The 17,249-nt window shown below is 70.4% G+C and carries 10 protein-coding genes; 4 read left to right on the top strand and 6 right to left on the bottom strand.

Translation table 11 applies throughout. The features are described 5' to 3' along the window. The 3 genes from D7Y11_RS03450 to D7Y11_RS03460 form a co-directional block, all read right to left on the bottom strand. Positions 1 to 1,267: caspase family protein (locus D7Y11_RS03450; protein ID WP_148139192.1), on the bottom strand; the 1,267-nt coding region annotated here is incomplete at its 3' end. Continuing rightward, complete coding sequence (locus tag D7Y11_RS03455) at positions 1,254 to 2,051, bottom strand: hypothetical protein (protein WP_126932998.1); 798 nt, start codon at positions 2,049 to 2,051, stop codon at positions 1,254 to 1,256. The genes D7Y11_RS03450 and D7Y11_RS03455, both read right to left, overlap by 14 nt. A gap of 3 nt (positions 2,052 to 2,054) precedes the next feature. After that, positions 2,055 to 2,720 (bottom strand): RNA polymerase sigma factor, encoded by a 666-nt coding sequence (locus D7Y11_RS03460; protein ID WP_233597359.1) that lies wholly within the window; start codon positions 2,718 to 2,720, stop codon positions 2,055 to 2,057. Between the two features lie 239 nt (positions 2,721 to 2,959). Between D7Y11_RS03460 and D7Y11_RS03465 the strand changes: the two genes are divergently transcribed. Beyond that, the gene (locus D7Y11_RS03465; RefSeq protein ID WP_120579986.1) at positions 2,960 to 3,730 is read left to right on the top strand and encodes a DUF4382 domain-containing protein; all 771 of its coding nucleotides are present in this window, start codon (positions 2,960 to 2,962) and stop codon (positions 3,728 to 3,730) included. A 27-nt stretch (positions 3,731 to 3,757) separates the two neighbouring features. Here the strand turns inward: D7Y11_RS03465 and uvrA are convergent, their stop codons facing one another. The 3 genes from uvrA to D7Y11_RS03480 form a co-directional block, all read right to left on the bottom strand. Next, a complete protein-coding gene (uvrA, locus tag D7Y11_RS03470; protein ID WP_126932999.1) occupies positions 3,758 to 6,301 on the bottom strand; it encodes an excinuclease ABC subunit UvrA in 2,544 nt (847 codons plus the stop codon). A gap of 119 nt (positions 6,302 to 6,420) precedes the next feature. After that, positions 6,421 to 7,536, bottom strand: coding sequence for a serine hydrolase (locus D7Y11_RS03475; RefSeq protein ID WP_126933000.1), 1,116 nt, complete (start codon positions 7,534 to 7,536; stop codon positions 6,421 to 6,423). A 68-nt stretch (positions 7,537 to 7,604) separates the two neighbouring features. Next, positions 7,605 to 8,036 (bottom strand): YciI family protein, encoded by a 432-nt coding sequence (locus D7Y11_RS03480; protein ID WP_120595156.1) that lies wholly within the window; start codon positions 8,034 to 8,036, stop codon positions 7,605 to 7,607. 234 nt (positions 8,037 to 8,270) lie between these two features. Here D7Y11_RS03480 and D7Y11_RS03485 point away from each other — a divergent pair, with 234 nt between their 5' ends. The 3 genes from D7Y11_RS03485 to D7Y11_RS03495 all read left to right on the top strand — a co-directional run bounded on the left by D7Y11_RS03485 (position 8,271) and on the right by D7Y11_RS03495 (position 17,239). Beyond that, entirely contained in the window at positions 8,271 to 8,768 is a 498-nt protein-coding gene (locus D7Y11_RS03485; RefSeq protein ID WP_233607186.1) for a hypothetical protein, read from the top strand. A gap of 90 nt (positions 8,769 to 8,858) precedes the next feature. After that, positions 8,859 to 10,334 (top strand): SDR family oxidoreductase, encoded by a 1,476-nt coding sequence (locus D7Y11_RS03490; protein WP_121755465.1) that lies wholly within the window; start codon positions 8,859 to 8,861, stop codon positions 10,332 to 10,334. A gap of 26 nt (positions 10,335 to 10,360) precedes the next feature. Beyond that, positions 10,361 to 17,239: a type I polyketide synthase gene (locus D7Y11_RS03495; protein WP_126933002.1), complete on the top strand. Its 6,879-nt coding sequence runs from the start codon at positions 10,361 to 10,363 to the stop codon at positions 17,237 to 17,239. The last annotated feature ends 10 nt before the right edge of the window (positions 17,240 to 17,249 follow it).

Below are 17,249 nucleotides of genomic sequence, written 5' to 3' on the forward strand. Positions count from 1 at the left end.
GCCCCACGCCCGCCTGCGCCGACGCCGGCAGCACCTGCTCGCGGCTCTGTCCATCCAGGAAGCCGAGCACGCCTCCGCCCAGCGTCACCGTGCGCTTGGGGCCGTCCGTCATGGGACGCAGGAACGCTTCCAGTTCGCGCCGCTCGCCGGAGCGCAGCGCCACGGTGTCCTCCCACAACACCTGGCCGCCCTTGCGCAGCTCCAGCTTCCGCTTGCCCTCCGGCACCACCACGCCTCCGGGCAGCTCGCCCGCGTCGTGGCCGTCCACCTTGAGCGTGAAACCCTCCAGCCTCGCGCTGTAGGAGAAGACCTCTGGCTGTCCCGGCCGCTGCAAGGAACCGGACAGCAGCACCGGATCCGCGCCCACTTCCAATATCTGCGCGCTGGGACGCTGTCGCCCTTCCGTATAGGCCCAGGTGTTGCGGCGGGCCCAATCGTGGGCCTCGGTGGCGCTCACCGCGCCGTCGCGGTTGCGGTCGCCGCTTCCGTCGAGCGCCTGGATGAGGAAGTGCGTGTAGATGTCATTGGCCAGCGCGTCGTCCTCTCGCGCGGCCTCGCCCCAGTCGCTGGCGGACAGCACCAGCGAGGCGCGGCTCGCCGCCTCCAACGGTTGCGGAAGGAAGGACGCCTTGGTGTGCGCGAGTTCGTCGCGGACCTCCGGCGGAAGCAGCGACTTGCCCGTGCCGCTGTGACAGGTGGCCAGCACCAGCACGCGCCGCCGTGAACCCAGCCGCTCCAGCGACTGCTCCAGCGTGGCCATGTCCAGGCCCGTGCCGGCCACGTCCCGGTAGCGGGTGTCGGACGTCACCAGGTAGCGCTGCAGCTCGCCCCTCGCGTCGCGCGCCAGCGAACCGTGCCCGGACACGTACACGACCACCGTGTCCTGGGGCCGCCAGGGACGCGCCTCCAGGGCCTGGAGCGCGGCGAGCACCGACGTGCGCGTCGTCTGCTCCGGCCTCGTGAGCACCGTCACGGAGCGGAAGCCTCCGCGCGCCGGATCCGCCAGCACTCGGCCCAGGTCGTCCGCGTCTTTCGCCGCGTAGCGCAGCCCGTTCCAGGCGGGGTCCGTGTACGCGGAGATGCCGATGAGCAGCGCGTGCCGTTCGCCCTCCTGCGCCGACGCCAGCACGCCATCATCCAGGCGCACCCGCACCGCGCGGCCCTTCTCCCGCGACTCCACGGAGCGGCACGCGCCGAGCACCACCAGCGCCAGCACCACGGGGATGAACAGCAGGCGGGACACGCGCGGCTCCTCAGGGAGCAGCATGCCCCGACTCCACCTTCAAGCGAAGGCGGGCCTGGGCCGCGTCCGGTGGCACCTGTCCGCTGACGCGCACCGCCTCCAGCGCCGCGTTCTCCTGTTCACCGTGCGGCCAGGCGACCAACACCAGCGTCACGGGTCCGCGCTCATCCTCCAGAGACACGCCCGCCAGGTCCTCGCCGTCGCGCAGGTCGTGCGTGCCCGGCGTCAATGCATGGCGGCCCAGCACCTGCGGCGGCACACCGGGGGCTTCGCGCACCAGCAGTGCGTCCGCGGACTCACTGGCGTGGTAGCGCAGCAGCACCACGGCTTCGGGCGGAAGCACCGCGTCCGCGGCGACCGCGCGCACCTCGCCGTCCGGCAAGCGCGCCGCGGCAGTGAGCTCCAGCGCGAGCGGTGCAGTGCCCTTGATGCGCTGCGAGGGCGGCTCCACGCTGCCCGGACCTCCGGCCCCCGGACGCACCACGAGCGCCAGGAGGATCGCGGCGGCCACCGCTCCCAGTCCTCCGGTCAGCCATGCACGCTGGGGCGCGCGCAGCTTCCGGCGCACCCGCGCCCAACCGACCGCATCCTCCCCGACGGGACGGTCCGAGACCGCGACGAGCGCTTCATCCGCCAGCGCGTTCAACCCCGGAAGCTCACCGGGCTCCGCGTGGTCGCGCGCGAGGAACGCCTCGCACGTCTCACAGGGATGCGAGAGGTGCTCGGCGAAGTAGCGCACCGTTTCGGGCTCGCGTCGTTCGAGCTGCTTCGCGGACTCCACGTCCAGATGTCTGTCGCTCGCGCCCATGGTTCAGCCCACCTCCGCGGCCAGCAGCCGCGCCAGCAGCTCGCGCTTCACGCGGGCCCGGAAGCGCTCCAGCCGCATCGTCACCGCGCTCTTGCCCAGCCCCAGTCGGTCGGCGATCTCCCGCGCGCTCAGCTCGCCCTCCAAATAGAAGAGGCGGACAGTCTCCTTCTCCGGGCCCTCGGGAAGTCCTTCAATGAGCGCGCGCACCACGGCCACGCGGCGCTCCAGCGTCAACGACGGCGGCAGCGCGGGCGCGACGGTGTCCAGTTCGCGCGCCAGGTCCTCCTCCACGCGGGCCCGGGCCTTCGCGCCACGGCTGAGCGCGTAGGCGTGATGCCGCGCGATGGTCAGCAGCCAGCCGCTGAACGCGCACGGATGCTGGAGCCGGGGCAGCTCGCGGAAGGCGCGCACGAACGTCTCCTGCACGGCGTCCTCCACCTCCGCGGTGCCCAGGACGCCCGAGCCCTGGGCCACGCGGCGCACGGCCCCGTGGAAGCGCTGGTAGAGCTGACCGCACGCGGACTGATCACCCCGCGCAGCCCGGCGGATGCAGTCCGCCAGTTCCTGCTCCGTCACGCCGCCCTCCCCGCCCGCTTCGCGCACGCGCGCGACGACCGCGTGCCGGGGCAGGGCCCCCGAGGCGATGCCGGTCCAGGTGAGAGGATGCAAGCCATGACCCCTGTTCAGTAACCGTCCCTGAGGAAGGAGTCACGGGGGGCTTTTCCGGCCACGTACGCCCGGCCGATTCCCCAGGCCTCCCTCCGGAAATCCGCGCGGAAAATCCGGCCCGTGGCCGTTTTTCGCGGCCGGACTCCCTTCCTTCAGCGGAAGGGATGACGGGCGGACATCGCACGGCCGGTGCGAGTCCACGGGCCCGTCATCCCCCACGGAACCAGGAGACACACGTCATGCGTCGTTTCATCGGTCTGTTCGCGTCCCTCATGTGGCTGTCCGCGTGCGGCAACAGCACGTCCTCGGTGGGGTTGAGCACGCGGATGGGGAGCGCGGTCACGGGCTCGGCCCTGACGCGCACGTCCAGCCAGCGGCTGGAGCTCTCCAATGGCATCACCGTGGAGCGCGTGCGGCTGTCGGTGCGCGAGCTGGAGCTCAAGCGCGAAGGCCACCATGACGACCGCTCCGACGACGACTCCGATGCCGGGACCGACGACGACAAGTCCGAGTTCAAGCAGCGCACGGGGCCCTTCCTCATCGACCTGTCCGGCACGGCGCTGGACGGCCAGATGGTGCGCCTGCAGGACATCTCCGTGGACGTCGGCACCTACGACGAGATCGAATTCGACATCGGCAAGGTCGACCCCGCGACCGCCCCGACCGCGTTGAAGGAGCTGGCGGAGCAGGGCGCGTCCCTCATCATCGACGGCCACATCGACGGCGAGCCCTTCCAGTTCGTCTCCAGCCTCCGCGTGGAGCAGGAGCGCGAGGTGAGCTTCGAAATCGCCGAGGGCGACGACCAGAACGTGACCTTCAATATCGACCCGAGCGGCTGGTTCACCGACAAGGACGGCAAGCGGCTGGACCCGCGCGAGTCCAGCGCCCGGTCGCAGTTGGAGAACAACCTCCAGAAGTCCATCGATGCCTTCGACGACCACGACCGCAACGGCGGCGAGGACGACGATGACCACGACCGCCACGGCGGCCGGAGCGGCGGCGAGGACTGAACCCATCCCCGCCGTCCCACCGCTCCGTCACCCGAGCGTTCGCGCCAGGTACGGAGCGGTGCGGCTCTCCTTCACCTTCGCCACCTGATCCGGCGTGCCCTGCGCCACCACGCGGCCTCCTGCGTTGCCCGCGCCGGGCCCTACGTCGATGACATGGTCGCTGGCGGCGACGACGCGCAGGTCGTGCTCCACGACAATGACCGTGTTGCCCGCGTCCACCAGTCCTTCCAGCTGCGTCATCAGCTTGTCCACGTCCGCCGGGTGCAGGCCCGTGGTGGGTTCGTCCAGCACGTAGAGCGTGTCGCCGTGCTGCGTGCGCTGCAGCTCCGTGGCCAGCTTGATGCGCTGGGCTTCACCGCCGGACAGCTCCGTCGCGGGCTGGCCCAGGCGCAGGTAGCCCAGGCCCACGTCTCGCAGCACCTTGAGGGCGCGCTGGAGCGGCGGCTCTTCGGTGAAGAAGTCGAAGGCGCCGTCCACCGTCAGGCCCAGCACGTCCGCGATGTTCTTCTCGCGGTAGCGCACCTCCAGCGTCTTCGCGTTGTAGCGGGTGCCGTGGCACGTGGGGCACGGCGCGTACACGCTGGGCAGGAAGAGCAGCTCCACGCTCACGAAACCCTCGCCCTCGCACGTGTCGCAGCGGCCTCCCGCCGTGTTGAAGGAGAAGCGCCCCGCGCCGTACTTGCGCGACTTCGAAAGCGGCGTCGCCGCGAACAGCTTGCGCACGTGGTCGAAGAGGCCCGTGTACGTCGCCAGGTTGGAGCGCGGCGTGCGGCCGATGGGCTTCTGGTCCACCGTCACAAGCCGGCGGATGGCCTCCATCCCTTCCTGGATATGTCCCTCGCTCGCCATCACCGGCTCTCGGTCCAGCGGCTCGCCCTCCTCCTCTTCCGGCGCCAGCGTCTGGCCCAATCTTCCCGCCACCAGCTCCACCAGCGCCTGGCTCACCAGGCTGGACTTGCCGGAGCCGGACACGCCCGTCACCGTGGTGAAGACGCCCAGCGGGAAGTCCACGTCCAGGCCGCGCAGGTTGTTGCGCTTCACGCCCTCCAGGCGCAGCCGTCCCGTGGGCTTCCGGGGCTCGCGGCGGCGCAGGGCCTCCTCCTCGAAGAGGTAGCGCCGCGTCCGGGACGCCTCCACCTTCGCCAGTCCTTCCGGCACCCCGCTGTAGAGCACGCGTCCGCCGTGCTCACCGGCGGCGGGGCCCACGTCGACGATCCAATCCGCGTGGCGGATGACGTCCACCTCATGCTCCACCACGAACAGCGAGTTGCCCGCCTCCTTCAGCCGGTCCAGCGCCGTGAGCAGCGACTCCGTGTCCGCGGGGTGCAGGCCGGCGGACGGTTCATCCATCACGTACACCACGCCGAAGAGGTTGGAGCGCACCTGCGTGGCCAGCCGCAGCCGCTGCAACTCACCGGGTGACAGCGTGGGCGTGCTGCGCTCCAGCGACAGGTAGCCCAGGCCCAGGTCCGTCAGCACCTGGATGCGCGCGAGCAGGTCCTTGGTGATGCGCTGGGCGACGATGAGCTTCTCCGGGTGTTCGCGGGCCATGACGTCCGCGTCCTTCCCCTTCCCTTCCGCCGTGGGTTTGATCAGCTCCGCGACCTGCTCCAGCGGCATGCGGGACAGCTCGCCGATGTCGCGGCCCGCGAACGTCACCGACAGGGACTCGCGCTTCAGGCGCTTGCCCTCGCACAGCGAGCAGTCGCTGGCGACCATGTACCGGGCGACGCGCTTCTTCATCATCGCGCTCTGCGTCGTCGCGAAGGTGGTCATCACGTAGCGCTTCGCGCCCGTGAAGGTGCCCATGTAGCTGGGCGTCTCCTTGCGGGCCATCGCCCGCTTCACCTCCGCGGACGTGAAGCCCGCGTAGACGGGGACCGTGGGCTGCTCGTCGGTGAAGAGGATCCACTGGCGGTCCTTCTTCGGCAGGTCGCGCCAGGGCTTGTCGATGTCGTACCCGAGCGTCACCAGGATGTCGCGCAGGTTCTGTCCGTGCCACGCGGGCGGCCACGCGGCGACGGCGCGCTCGCGGATGCTCAAGGAGTCATCCGGCACCATGGAGCGCTCGGTCACCTCGAACACGCGGCCGATGCCGTGGCACTTGGGGCAAGCGCCCGCGGGCGTGTTCGGCGAGAACGCGTCCGAGTCCAGCCGCTCCAGCTTCGGCGGGTAGTTGCCCGCGCGCGAGTACAGCATGCGCACGGAGTTCGACAGCGTCGTCACGCTGCCCACCGACGAGCGCGACGTCGGCGCGCCCCGGTGCTGTTGGAGCGCCACCGCCGGTGGCAGTCCGTCGATGGAGTCCACCTCCGGCACGCCCACCTGATCAATCAGGCGCCGGGCGTACGGGGCCACGGACTCGAAGTAGCGCCGCTGCGCCTCCGCGTAGAGCGTCCCGAACGCCAGCGACGACTTGCCGGAGCCGGACACGCCGGTGAAGACCACCAGCGCGTCGCGAGGGATGTCCACGTCCACGTGCTTCAGGTTGTGTTCGCGGGCGCCCCGGACGCGGACGAAGCCGGAGGGGTCGGAGGTCTTGCGGGAACGCGGTGCTTTCGGAGTGGCCATGCCGGGGCGGACGTTGCCCACCCGTCAGCGCGCGGTCATCCAAGAAGCGAACCGCCTCGTCGGAATCCAGATGAGTTCCGGACCTCCACCGTCTGGCGGAGGACACGAGACCTGGCGGCTCAGCCGCCCCGAGCCCCCGGCCGCTCCAGCCCGAGCGCCGCCGGCAGCACGTACTGTCCGAACAGGAGCAGGGGGAGCGCCGAGCCCGCATCATTATAGTAGCTGCCGGTGAAGGCCGCGGTGACGCCCAGCGAAGGCGCGACGAAGACGTACTGCCCGCCGTTGCCCCGCGCGAAGGACACCTCCACCGGCGTGCCCTGGATGACGAAGCGGGCGCTCCACCACAGGAGCCCGTAGTTCGCGTCGCCCAGCGGCCCCAGCGCCTTGCCGGACTCCGCCACCCACGCCTCGGAGACCCGGCGCTCGCCCTGCCACGCGCCGCCGTCGAGCATCAGCTGCCCCACCTTGAGGAAGTCGCGCGGACGCAGGCGCAGGTGGCCGCCGGTGTCCGTGCCCTTCTTGCCCGCGGGCTGCCAGGTGACGTCCTGGACCTGCATCGGTGTGAACAGCCACTCGCGCGACAGGTCCGGGATGGAGCGGCCGCTGACGTGCTCCAGCACGGCGCCCAGCAGCACCACGCCGCCCGTGCAGTAGCGCGTCACGGTGCCGGGCTCGTCCCGCATGGGCACGTCCACGATGAAGCGGGCCCAGTCATCCGTGTCGTACATCCGCTCTTCGTTGCCGGGGGACTCGGGGTCCCAGTCGTCGCACGACAGCCCGGAGCGCATCTGGAGCAGGTGGCGCAGCGTGATGCGCTCCTTGCGCGGATCCGCGTTCTTCACCGGCGCCAGGTGCGGCAGGAGTGGGAGCACGGGCGCGTCCAGGTCCGGCAGCAGGCCGCGCTCGTGCGCCATGCCCACCAGCAGCGACGTGACGCTCTTCGTGGCGGACCTCAGGTCGTGCGCCTTCTCCCGCGTGAAGTCGTTCCAGTAGCGCTCGTAGACGAGCTGGCCTCCTCGCGCGACGAGCACCGCGTCCGGCGCCTCCACCGTGCCTTCGGCCACGTCGTGCTCCAGCGCGTCGAACCACGGGCGCTGAATGCCCGTGTCCTCGAAGGAGGCCACGGCCCAGCCGTCATCGAGCCGGTCCGGAGGCGAGCCCGGCCCCGTAGGCACCCGCTTGCCTCCGCACGCCATGAGACACACCGCGCACAGCAGCACCATCCGCTGGAACATCGCTGCACCTGCCTTCGCTCCGGCCCTGGAAGCGCGGCAGCCTATGTCACGCGGAGGCGCCATCGCGACTAGCGGATGTTCTTCGCGGCCTGCTCGCGGATGCGCGCTTCCTGCTCTCGCAGCTCGGGCGTGAACTCGGCGCCGAAGTCGTCGTCCTCGAAGACCTGCCGCAGCTCCAGCTCCACGTTGCCGCCCGCGTCCATGGACGGCCAGCGCTTGAGCCACTCCAGGGCCTCCGCCCGCGACTTCACCTGGATGAGGGTGAAGCCGGCGATGAGCTCCTTCGTCTCCGTGAAGGGACCGTCGACGATGGCCGGTTTGCCGTTCGTGAACTTCACGCGGGCGCCCTTGCTGCTGGGGTGCAGGCCCTCGCCCTGGAGCATCACGCCCGCCTTCACCATCTCCTCGTTGTAGGCGCCCATGGCGGCCAGCAGCTTCTCGTCCGGGAGCACGCCGGCTTCCGTGTCCTTGTCCGCCCTGCGGATGATCATGAAGCGCACGGTCGTGTCTCCTGCCGCGCGCCGTCGGGCCGCGGGGGGTGTTCTTCTGTTGCCTTCAGGGACGCAACGAATGGGGCTGGGGGAAATCGACACGGCCTTTTTATTTTCCCACCGCGACTTCCAAACCCTCGCAATCACGGGACTTCCCATGTCCCGGCCGCGAATGTGACAGTGCCCCCCATGCACGCGGGCGTGACATCCACCGGCGCGAAGCCCTCTCCGGCCAGCGGTCTCATGCACCCCGTGGTCCTGGTGGCCGTGGTGCTGCTCGTGCTGAACGACCACGTGTTCAAGGCGCGCTGGCCGTCGTGGTGGACGGGGAAGCTCTCCGACGTCGCCGGGCTCGCGATGTTCCCGGTGCTCCTCCAGGCGCTGTGGGAGCAGGCGTTCCAGCGGCGAGCGCGGGAATTCCGCCCCTCGTTCCCGGTGCTCGTGGGAGCGGTCGTGCTGACGGGGCTGTGCTTCGGCGCGACGAAGATTTCCTCCGACGCGGGGGATGCGTGGCGCTGGGCGCTGGGCGCACTGCAGTGGCCCTTCTACGCGCTGCGCGCATGGCTCGGGGGCGCGCGCATTCCCTCGGTCCGGCCCACGGTTCACACGGTGGACATCACGGATCTGCTCACGCTGCCGTCGCTGATCATTCCCCTGTGGCTGGGAAGGCGGCGTGCGCGCGTGGCTCGCGAACAGGGCGTGCGTATTCCCGCGCACGAGGAGTCTTCGCTGCCTCCTTGATTGCTGAGAGCTGTGCACGTGGCTTCGCGGCACGTGTCAGACCCCCAATTACAGTCGGCCCCGTCACGCATTGAACCGACAGGGGCCATCATGTCCGCGCGTTCTTCTCAATCCCATACATCCACGCCTTCGAACATCCTGGAGCAGGTGCGGCAGTGCGCCGCGTCCGTCACGCGGTATCCGCTCGACATCCTGACGGAGCATGCGCAGCTCGAGGACGAGCTGGGCATCGACTCCGTGAAGCTCGCGGAGATCGCCGCGGTCATCGCGCGTGAGTTCCAGCTGCCGCCGGACCGGCTGCCGCGAAACGGGAAGGCGCGCACGCTCGGCGCCATCGCCGGGGCGGTGACGGAGGCGCTGGGCACGGAGCCCGGACCATCGCTCCATGTCGCCACGTCCGTAGTCCCCGCTGTCGTCGAAGCGAAGGCGAGCACCGGTGATGCGAAGGCGAGCACCGGTGCTCCGGCCACGCTGGACCTCCTGCCCCGCGTGCGCGCCGTGTTCGCACGCGTGACGCGCTACCCGGAGGAACTACTCACGCCGCACGCGGACCTGGAGGACGAGCTGGGCATCGACTCCGTGAAGCAGGCGGAGGTGATGGCCGTGCTCATGAAGGAACTGGGGCTGAGCGACGCGCCGAAGCCCTCGCAGCGCCTGCGCACCATGGCCGCCATCGCCAACGCGGCCCGTGCGCTGCTGCCAGCCGCGCCGCCCGTCGTGGAAGCCAGGCCTCGCGCTCCCGTCCACGTGGCACCCGCGCCTGTTCCGTCGCGCACGGAGCTGCCGTTCGCTGGCAAGGTCGCGCTCGTCACGGGTTCAGGGAAGGGCATCGGCAGGGTCATCGCGACGCGGCTGGCTCGCGCGGGCGCGACGGTGGTCGTCAACTCGTTCCACTCCCGCGAGGACGGAGAGAAGACGGCGCGGGACATCTGCGATGCGGGTGGCAAGGCGGTCCACCTGTGGGGCTCCGTCGCGCAGGAGGATCACCTGGAGCGGATGTTCGCGGCGATCCGCGAGCAGTTGGGCGGGCTCGACCTGCTCGTGTGCAACGCGTCCAACGGGCTCATCGGTCCGTTCGACCGCATCGCGCCCCGGGATTGGGACAAGGCGTTCCGCACCTGCATCACCGGCACCTACGAGTGCGCGATGCGCGCCCGTCCGCTGATGGCCGCGCGTGGGGGCGGGAGCATCGTCACCATGTCCACGTCCATGTCGCAGCGGTACATGCACGACCTGGGGTGCCAGGGCGTGGTGAAGGCGGGCGTGGAGTCCCTCACGCGCTACCTGGCCGCGGAGCTGGCGCCGGAGGGCATCCGCACCAACTGCGTGTCCGCGGGGCCCGTGCACGGTGACCTGCTGGGGATGTTCCCGGACGCGCCGGAGCGCGTGGCGCGCTGGGAGTCCGCGACGCCCGGTGGACGGCTGTGCACCGCGGACGACGTCGCGGATGTGACCGAGCTGCTGCTCGGGCCGAAGACGCAGCGAGTGAATGGCGCCATCTGGGTGGTGGACGCCGGCCTCTCCGGAACCGTGGACGGCCTGCTGCCGGCCGCGCGCGCGTCCTGACCCCTCACCTTCCAGGAGCCATCACCATGGACTTCTTCGCTGTCCCGTACGACATCCACTTCGACGACACGATGGCCTACGGGAGCCATCACTTCCTCACCAACTTCAAGTTCCAGTGCGCCGGCCGGGAGTACCTGCTCTTCAGCCCGCACGCCTTCGAAGAGCCCGACTTCCGGCGCGACTTCGACCAGGTGCTCCTGCTCACCTACGAGGGCTATTCGCGCAACCTCGCCCCGGCGGCGCTGGGGGACCGGCTGATCATCCTGACGTCACTGGAGGAGCGCGGCGAGGTATCCCTGCGCTTCTGCTTCCGCACGTTGAAGAGCGACGGCACGCCGGTGGCATGCGGCTACCAGACCGTGCTCTGCGCGGACCGGCAGGGAGCGCTGCGCGCGTTTCCGGAGTCCTTCCAGCGCAGCTTCGAGTCGCTGGCGGCGATGCATGAACCGACGGGCCCGAAGAGCTTCCGCGACCTCGCCTTGCAGGGAGGCGGAGGAGTGCAGGCCTTGTTCCCGGAGGCCGTGCGAGCACTGGCGCGGACTCTGCTGGCGGACACCGCTCCGCGCGGCGTCTCGCGGATGGTCCGCGTCCCAGAGTCGGTGCCCGCGCCCGGCCTTCAGCTACCAGCCAACGCCACCGCGTTCCTGTTCGCGGGACAGGGCACGTTCGAGCCCACCCTCTTCCTCCAGTTGAAGGCGCTCCAGCCGGAGCTGCGTGACGAGCTGCTGGCGGTGAAGGAGGCCTGCCGCTCGCAGGGCATCGACGTGGGCCCGCTGCTCGCGGCGGAGGACGTCACCCAGGTGGGCCGGGCGTTGGACGCAGCGCCGCTGTTGGATCAGCTCGGCATCTTCCTGTCCGGAGTGCTGGGGGCGCGGTGGATGGAGCGTCAGGGCACTCGTCCGGATGTGTTCGTGGGGCACAGCTTCGGGGAGATCGCGGCGATGACCGCGTCCGGAGCCATGGACCTGCGCACGGGCGCGGAGGTGGTGTGCCGGCGCATCCGAGCGCTCCAGACCGTGCCGGATGATCTGGGCACGCTCGCGGCGGTCGCCCTGTCCGAGGCGGAGACCGTCCAGGCCGTGGCGGAGAGTGGAGCCAGGTCGCTGGAGATCGCGGGCCGCAATCATTCGCGGCAGACCGTGGTCGCGGGGGCTCGTGAGGAACTGGAGCGGTTGCGCGCGTTCCTGGAGCGGCAGGGCAAGGGCTTCACGTTCATCTCCAGCCGCTACCCGTTCCATCACCCGAGCCTGGCGCCCGCGGTCACCGCGTTCCGCGCGAGCCTCGCGGACCTGGCCGTGCATCCGGCGCGAGGGCCCATCTATTCGCCCATCGAGCGGCGGACTTACGGACGTGGCGGGTCCGAGCTGGCAGGGGCGCTCGCGTCCCACCTGGTGCGTCCCTTCGACTTCCCGGGCGCGGTGGAGACGTTGGTGGACGCGGGCTGCACGCGGTTCGTGGACTGCGGCACGGGGGGACGGCTGACGCGCATCGTCCAGCGGATCCTCCCCAAGGACACGCCCGTGGCGATGACGTCCGTGGACCGTTCGCTGCCCGTGGGTCCCCCGGCCGTGACGACTGTCGCGCTGAATGCAGCGCCCGTGGTTCCGGCCATCGCGGTGGTGTCGTTGGGCTGCCTGCTTCCGGGCGGCGCGAAGGATCCGGAGACGTACTGGCGGAACATCCAGCGGGGAATCAGCGGCATCGTCGACACGGGTGTGAGCCATCCGGACCAGGTCGTGGACTTCGTGGGTCCTGCGGTGACTCCGGACCGCACGTACACGCTGCTCACCGGGCGGGTCCTGGACAGAGACCTCGTTCCGCCTCTGGGAATCGTGCCGGACCGATTCCAACGCTATGGCCGTGAGCAGCGGCTGTTGGCCATCGCGCTCAGTCAGGCGATGGAGTCCTTGCGGTCCACCGCGCCGCGCGCGCCTGGGCGCATCCAGTGCCTGCTCGGATCCACCGCGGACGGTTCGCCCGAGTACGACGACGCGCTGTGCGTGGAAGCGGGAGAGGCCCTGCTGCGTGCTCGTGGAGAGACGGCGCGGGAGTTCTCCGCGCTGATGCGTGAGGCGCTGGGTGTCACCGCGACGTCCTCCGAACTGGCGCCGCACCCCACCCTCCAGTCGGTGGTGGCGGACGTGGTGGGTCCAAGCGTGTCCACGATGCTGTTGGACGCGGCGTGTGCCTCTTCGCTCTACGCCATCGCGCTGGGGATGAAGGCACTGGAGCGCGGCGAGGCCGACCTGGTGCTCGCTGGAGGAGTGTTCTCTCCGGGACCGGGCAACAGCTGCCTGTTCTCCCAGTTCAAGGGGCTCTCCGCGACGGGGAGCCGACCGTTCGACGAGCGCGCGGATGGCGTCATCTTCGGCGAGGGCGCGGGAGTGGTCGGCCTGATGCGTCTGGAGGATGCAGTCTCCGCGGGGCTGAAGGTCCGCGCGGTCATCCGCGGCGCGGGGCTGTCCAGCGACGGACGCAGCAGCTCCGCCAACGTCCCGCGAGCGGACGGACAGGTGGCCGCGATGGAGGCGTGCTACGCGGCGGCGGGCGTTGAACCGGCGTCCATCCAGTACATCGAAGCGCACGGAACGGCCACGCCGGCCGGGGACACCACCGAGTTGCAGTCGATTGGCCGTGTCTTCGGAGGCAAGCGGAAGGGCCTCCAGCTCGCCAGCGTGAAGGCGTTGATCGGCCATGTCGGGTGGGCCGCGGGTGCGGCATCGATCATCAAGCTGTGCAAGGCGCTGGAGCACCGGAGCTTCCCGCCGCAGTCCCACTTCGACCGTCCAGGTGCGGGGCTGCGAGCGCTCGGGCCGGACTTCGAGGTGAGCACGCGGGAGCAGCCGTGGCCGGAGAATGGAGACCATCCGCGCCGTGCGGCCACGAACGGCTTCGGCTTCGGCGGCACGAACGCGCACCTGGTGTTGGAGGAGTACCAGGGAGGCCCGCTCGCGCCGCGCGCCAGGTCCACGCAGCTTCCGAGCGAAGAACTGGTGGTGGTGGCCGCGGAGGGAATGTTCCCGGAGGTGCGATTCGACGCCAAGGGGATGCGTCTGCCCGCATCCGTGCGGCTGCTGCCGGACATCACCGAGGACATGGACCTCACGCAGCACCTGGGGCTCATCGTCGCGAGCGACGTCGTGAAGAAGCTCGGGGCGTTCGATTCGCTGCGGACGGGGACGGCCATCGTCCTGGGGTTGGAGGGCAAGACGCGCCGGGGCGTGGAGGCCACGCAGCGAGTGCTGGCGGACTCCACTCGGCGAAGGCTGCGTGAGCACATCCAGCGAGCGCCGGACTCCACGCGGCTCCTGCCGCTGGTGGACCGGCTCCATGCTGCGGTGGGCGCGCTGCGTCCGTCCGGTCCGTACACGCTCCAGGGGATGATGCCCAACGTCACGCCGGGGCGGGTGGCGGGGGTGCTCGACACCAAGGGACCGAACTTCGTGGTGGACGCGGGGGCCGGCACGCTGGCCGCGTCACTGCGCGCTTCACGGGCCTTGTTGGACAGCGGCTTCGAACTGGTGCTCGTGGGCAGCGCTCACGTGAAGAGGCCCGGAGAAGGCGCCGCTGTGTCCGCGCCTGAAGAGGGCATGACGATGCTGGCGGTGACCACGGCCGCGAAGGCTGAAGCGCGGGGCTTGAAGCCGCTGTGCCACCTGCGGATGTCCGAAGCTGCGGGCTCCGGTTCAGGGGCGGGCGTCACGTTGCCGCCCCACTCCGCCCACGAAGCGAGGGAGGTGCTGAGCGCGGTGCGGGCCGCCACCGAAGGACAGGCCCTCACGCTGCGCTTCCATCCGGATGCCGCGACCGGCACCCAGCTGGTGCTCCAGCTTCATCCTGACCTCGGAGCCCAGACTGGAGCACCGGAGGAACAAGCGGTGGCGGCAGGACCTCTGTCCGCGGAGCGCCGCGTTATGGACAACGCCGCCAGGTCCTCGGGCATGCCCTCTGTCTCCAGTGCTGAGAATCGAGACCTCGGCGGGACCGCCCTGTCGGCGGCGAACCACGGAAACTTGTCCGACAGTCGGACAGGTTCGCAGAGCCCAGTCGGCCGGGAGGGGCTCCCCCTTCAGCCGAACCACGGAAACTTGTCCGACAGTCGGACAGGTTTCGAGAACCTCAGCCGGGACGGGCGCCTCCCTCAGTCGAGCCAGAGGAACTTGTCCGACAGTCGGACAGGTTTGGAGAACCTCGGCCGGGAGGGGCTCCCCCTTCAGTCGAGCCAGAGAAACTTGTCCGACAGTCGGACAGGTTTGGAGAACTCGGTCGGTCGGGACGAGCCCTCTCCTCAGCCGGGCCGCGAAAACCTGTCCGACAGTCGGACAGGTTTGGGCCGCTCCGGTCCGGAGGCGGGCACCTTGGATGTCCGTGGGACTGGCGCTCCGTTTGCATCAGGAGCCATCGCACCGGTCGCGGCATCCGCCACTTCCATCCCGGAGGCGTCCGACGGCTTCGACCACTCGGCGCCCATCCGCTACCACGCGCCGGTGCTCGTCGAGCGTCCGGCACTGACGACTGGAGCGTCGCAGCTGCGTGGTCGGCGGGTGCTGTTCATCGCTCAAGGCGAGGCCGTGGCCCGTGAGCTTTCGGCCCAGGCACACGACATCTGCGGCTCTGAGTTCCGCATCCTCCACTCGGGCGCCTCCGATGAGGGAGCGCGGATCCACGGCATCGACCTGACACGGGAGGAGACCGCGGAGGCGAACCTGGCTGCGCTCGGCTTCGAGCCACAGGTCATCATCTCGGTGTGCCGCATGTCCTCAGAGGAGAGCGAGTCCTCCGTCGTCGCGGACACGGCCCTGCGCCATGAGGCGCTGGAGTTGCTCTTCCTGTCCGCTCGCCGCGCTTATGAGGGACTGTCCGCTGGCACCGTGACTCTGGCGAGCCTGTGCATCGGCGGTGTCGGTGCGCGCCGGACGCTGCATCCCGTCACCGGCCTCTTCGCCGGCCTGCTCAAGTCCCTGGGCCGCGAGGTCCCAGCGCGTGGCATCCGTGCCATCGCCACGGGTTCGCTTCCGCTTCGCACGGCGCTCGACCATGTCGCTGCCGAACTGGGCACCGGTGACGACACCGCGCCCGTGGAGGTCTGCTTCGACGGCTCCGTCCGCTGCGTCCGGCTGCTCCAGCCCACGGACGTCCCGGCACGGCCCGCCGTCACGCTCGACTCCAACTCGGTGGTCCTGCTGACGGGCGGTGGACGTGGCGTGACGGCCGTCCTCGCCGGAGCGCTGCTCAAGCGGTACGGCTGCAAGGTCGTCCTCCTGGGCCGCAGCGACCCTTCCGACGCCCCCGCACGCGTGCTCCAGGCGCCCGACGAGGAACTGGGTACCGTGGAGCGCGAGTTCTACGCCTCGGAGCTCGCCCGTGACAGCACGGTGCGCATGCCCGCGCTGCGAGCACGCTTCGAGCGCCACCTGGCCGTGCGTGAGCTGCGGGCCACGCTCGACGGACTCATGCGGCTTCCCGGCCAGATGACCTACCGCGCCGCGGACGTCACCCGTCCCGAGGACGTGGACCGCGTGGTGGAGGAGCTGATCCGTGAACACGGACGGCTCGACCTGGTGGTCCATGGCGCGGGCACGCAGGTTTCCAAGAAGCTCCACCGCCGTCGGCTCACGGAGCTTCGGAGCACGCTGGACACCAAGCTGCTGGGACTGCGCAACCTGCGCGAGTCCTGCGCACGCCGCCTCCCGGCCCCCGTGCCCTTCCACGTCCTGACGTCCGCGTTCAGCTACATCGGCAATGACGGACAGGCGGACTACGGCGCGGCGAACGAAGCGCTGGACCGGCTCTGCGCCTGGGTCAGTGACTCGCGCCAGGACGTGCAGTGGTGCAGCGTGGGCTGGCTCGCCTGGGACGGCATCGGCATGACGCGCGGGTCGGAGTACCGCGTGCTCGGAGCCAGCCGCCGGCTGCGCGGCATCCGCGCCGACGAGGGCGAGGCGCTATTCCTCCAACTGGTGGACGGCCAGCCCGTCCAACCCATCAACGTCCAGCTCACCGAGAGCGAGCGCGGCTTCTACGGCCTGGAGGTGATCGCCCCGCCCGCGCCCACCCCAGAACCTCCGCGCCCCACACGAAGGGACCTCACGGTCGACGCGGCGAGCGTCCCGTGCCTGGAGGACCACCTCGTCCGAGGCACACCCACCCTGCCCGGCGCCTGGGCCCTGGACCTGATGTTCCAGGCGGCCCTGGACGACACGCGCCCCGAGCTGCGCACCGTCACCATCGAGGACGTGCGGTTCTCCCGCTTCATCCGCGTGAAGCCCGGAGGCAAGCAGGCCCTGCGCGCCGAGTGCACTCCACTCACCGATGCCCCGGGCCAGCACAGCGTGCAGGTGAAACTCACGGGCGACATCGTCCATGCCTCCGGCGTGGTGCTGGAGCGTGACCTTGTCTACGCCGAGGCCCGGTTCACGCTGACGGCGGAACCGCCCCGGTCCCCACACCGACTGGAGGCCGCCCACGCCTCGGGCCAGGGCATGGCCGTGCACGACCCGCACTGCGCCACGGGCTCCCCCATCGAGCTGCGCAGGATGTTCGACTGCCTGGAGGAGATCCGCCTGGAGGAAGACGCCCGCTTCGCACGGCTCGGGCTTCCGGAGTCCACGCGGCAGGCGGGCCACGGCGTGCCGGCGCTCGTGCTGGACGCGGCCCTGCGCCTGAGCGCGATGCACGTAGAGGGCGTGTCGAATGACGTGTTCGCTCCCGTGGGCGTCCAGCGGGCCACGTTCGACCGGGACCTGGTCGCGCACGACGCCAGGGCTCCTCGCCGGCTCACGCTGAAGTCGCTCGCTCCTCGCGTGGAGGGCGACCTGCTCCAGTGCGGCACCGTGGCGGCCCATGACGAAGCCGGCCGACTTCGGATGCTCATTGAAGGCGGCATCGCCCGCCCCATGGCTTGAACCTCATTCC

Source organism: Corallococcus sp. AB018 (genome assembly GCF_003986945.1).
Lineage (GTDB): Bacteria > Myxococcota > Myxococcia > Myxococcales > Myxococcaceae > Corallococcus > Corallococcus exiguus.

Excerpts from the sequence above, each read along its gene's own strand:
- D7Y11_RS03455 (WP_126932998.1), bottom strand. The coding sequence starts at position 2,051 with ATGGGCGCGAGCGACAGACATCTGGACGTGGAGTCCGCGAAGCAGCTC.
- D7Y11_RS03465 (WP_120579986.1), top strand. The coding sequence starts at position 2,960 with ATGCGTCGTTTCATCGGTCTGTTCGCGTCCCTCATGTGGCTGTCCGCG.
- uvrA (WP_126932999.1), bottom strand. The coding sequence starts at position 6,301 with ATGGCCACTCCGAAAGCACCGCGTTCCCGCAAGACCTCCGACCCCTCC.
- D7Y11_RS03475 (WP_126933000.1), bottom strand. The coding sequence starts at position 7,536 with ATGTTCCAGCGGATGGTGCTGCTGTGCGCGGTGTGTCTCATGGCGTGC.
- D7Y11_RS03485 (WP_233607186.1), top strand. The coding sequence starts at position 8,271 with ATGCACCCCGTGGTCCTGGTGGCCGTGGTGCTGCTCGTGCTGAACGAC.
- D7Y11_RS03490 (WP_121755465.1), top strand. The coding sequence starts at position 8,859 with ATGTCCGCGCGTTCTTCTCAATCCCATACATCCACGCCTTCGAACATC.
- D7Y11_RS03495 (WP_126933002.1), top strand. The coding sequence starts at position 10,361 with ATGGACTTCTTCGCTGTCCCGTACGACATCCACTTCGACGACACGATG.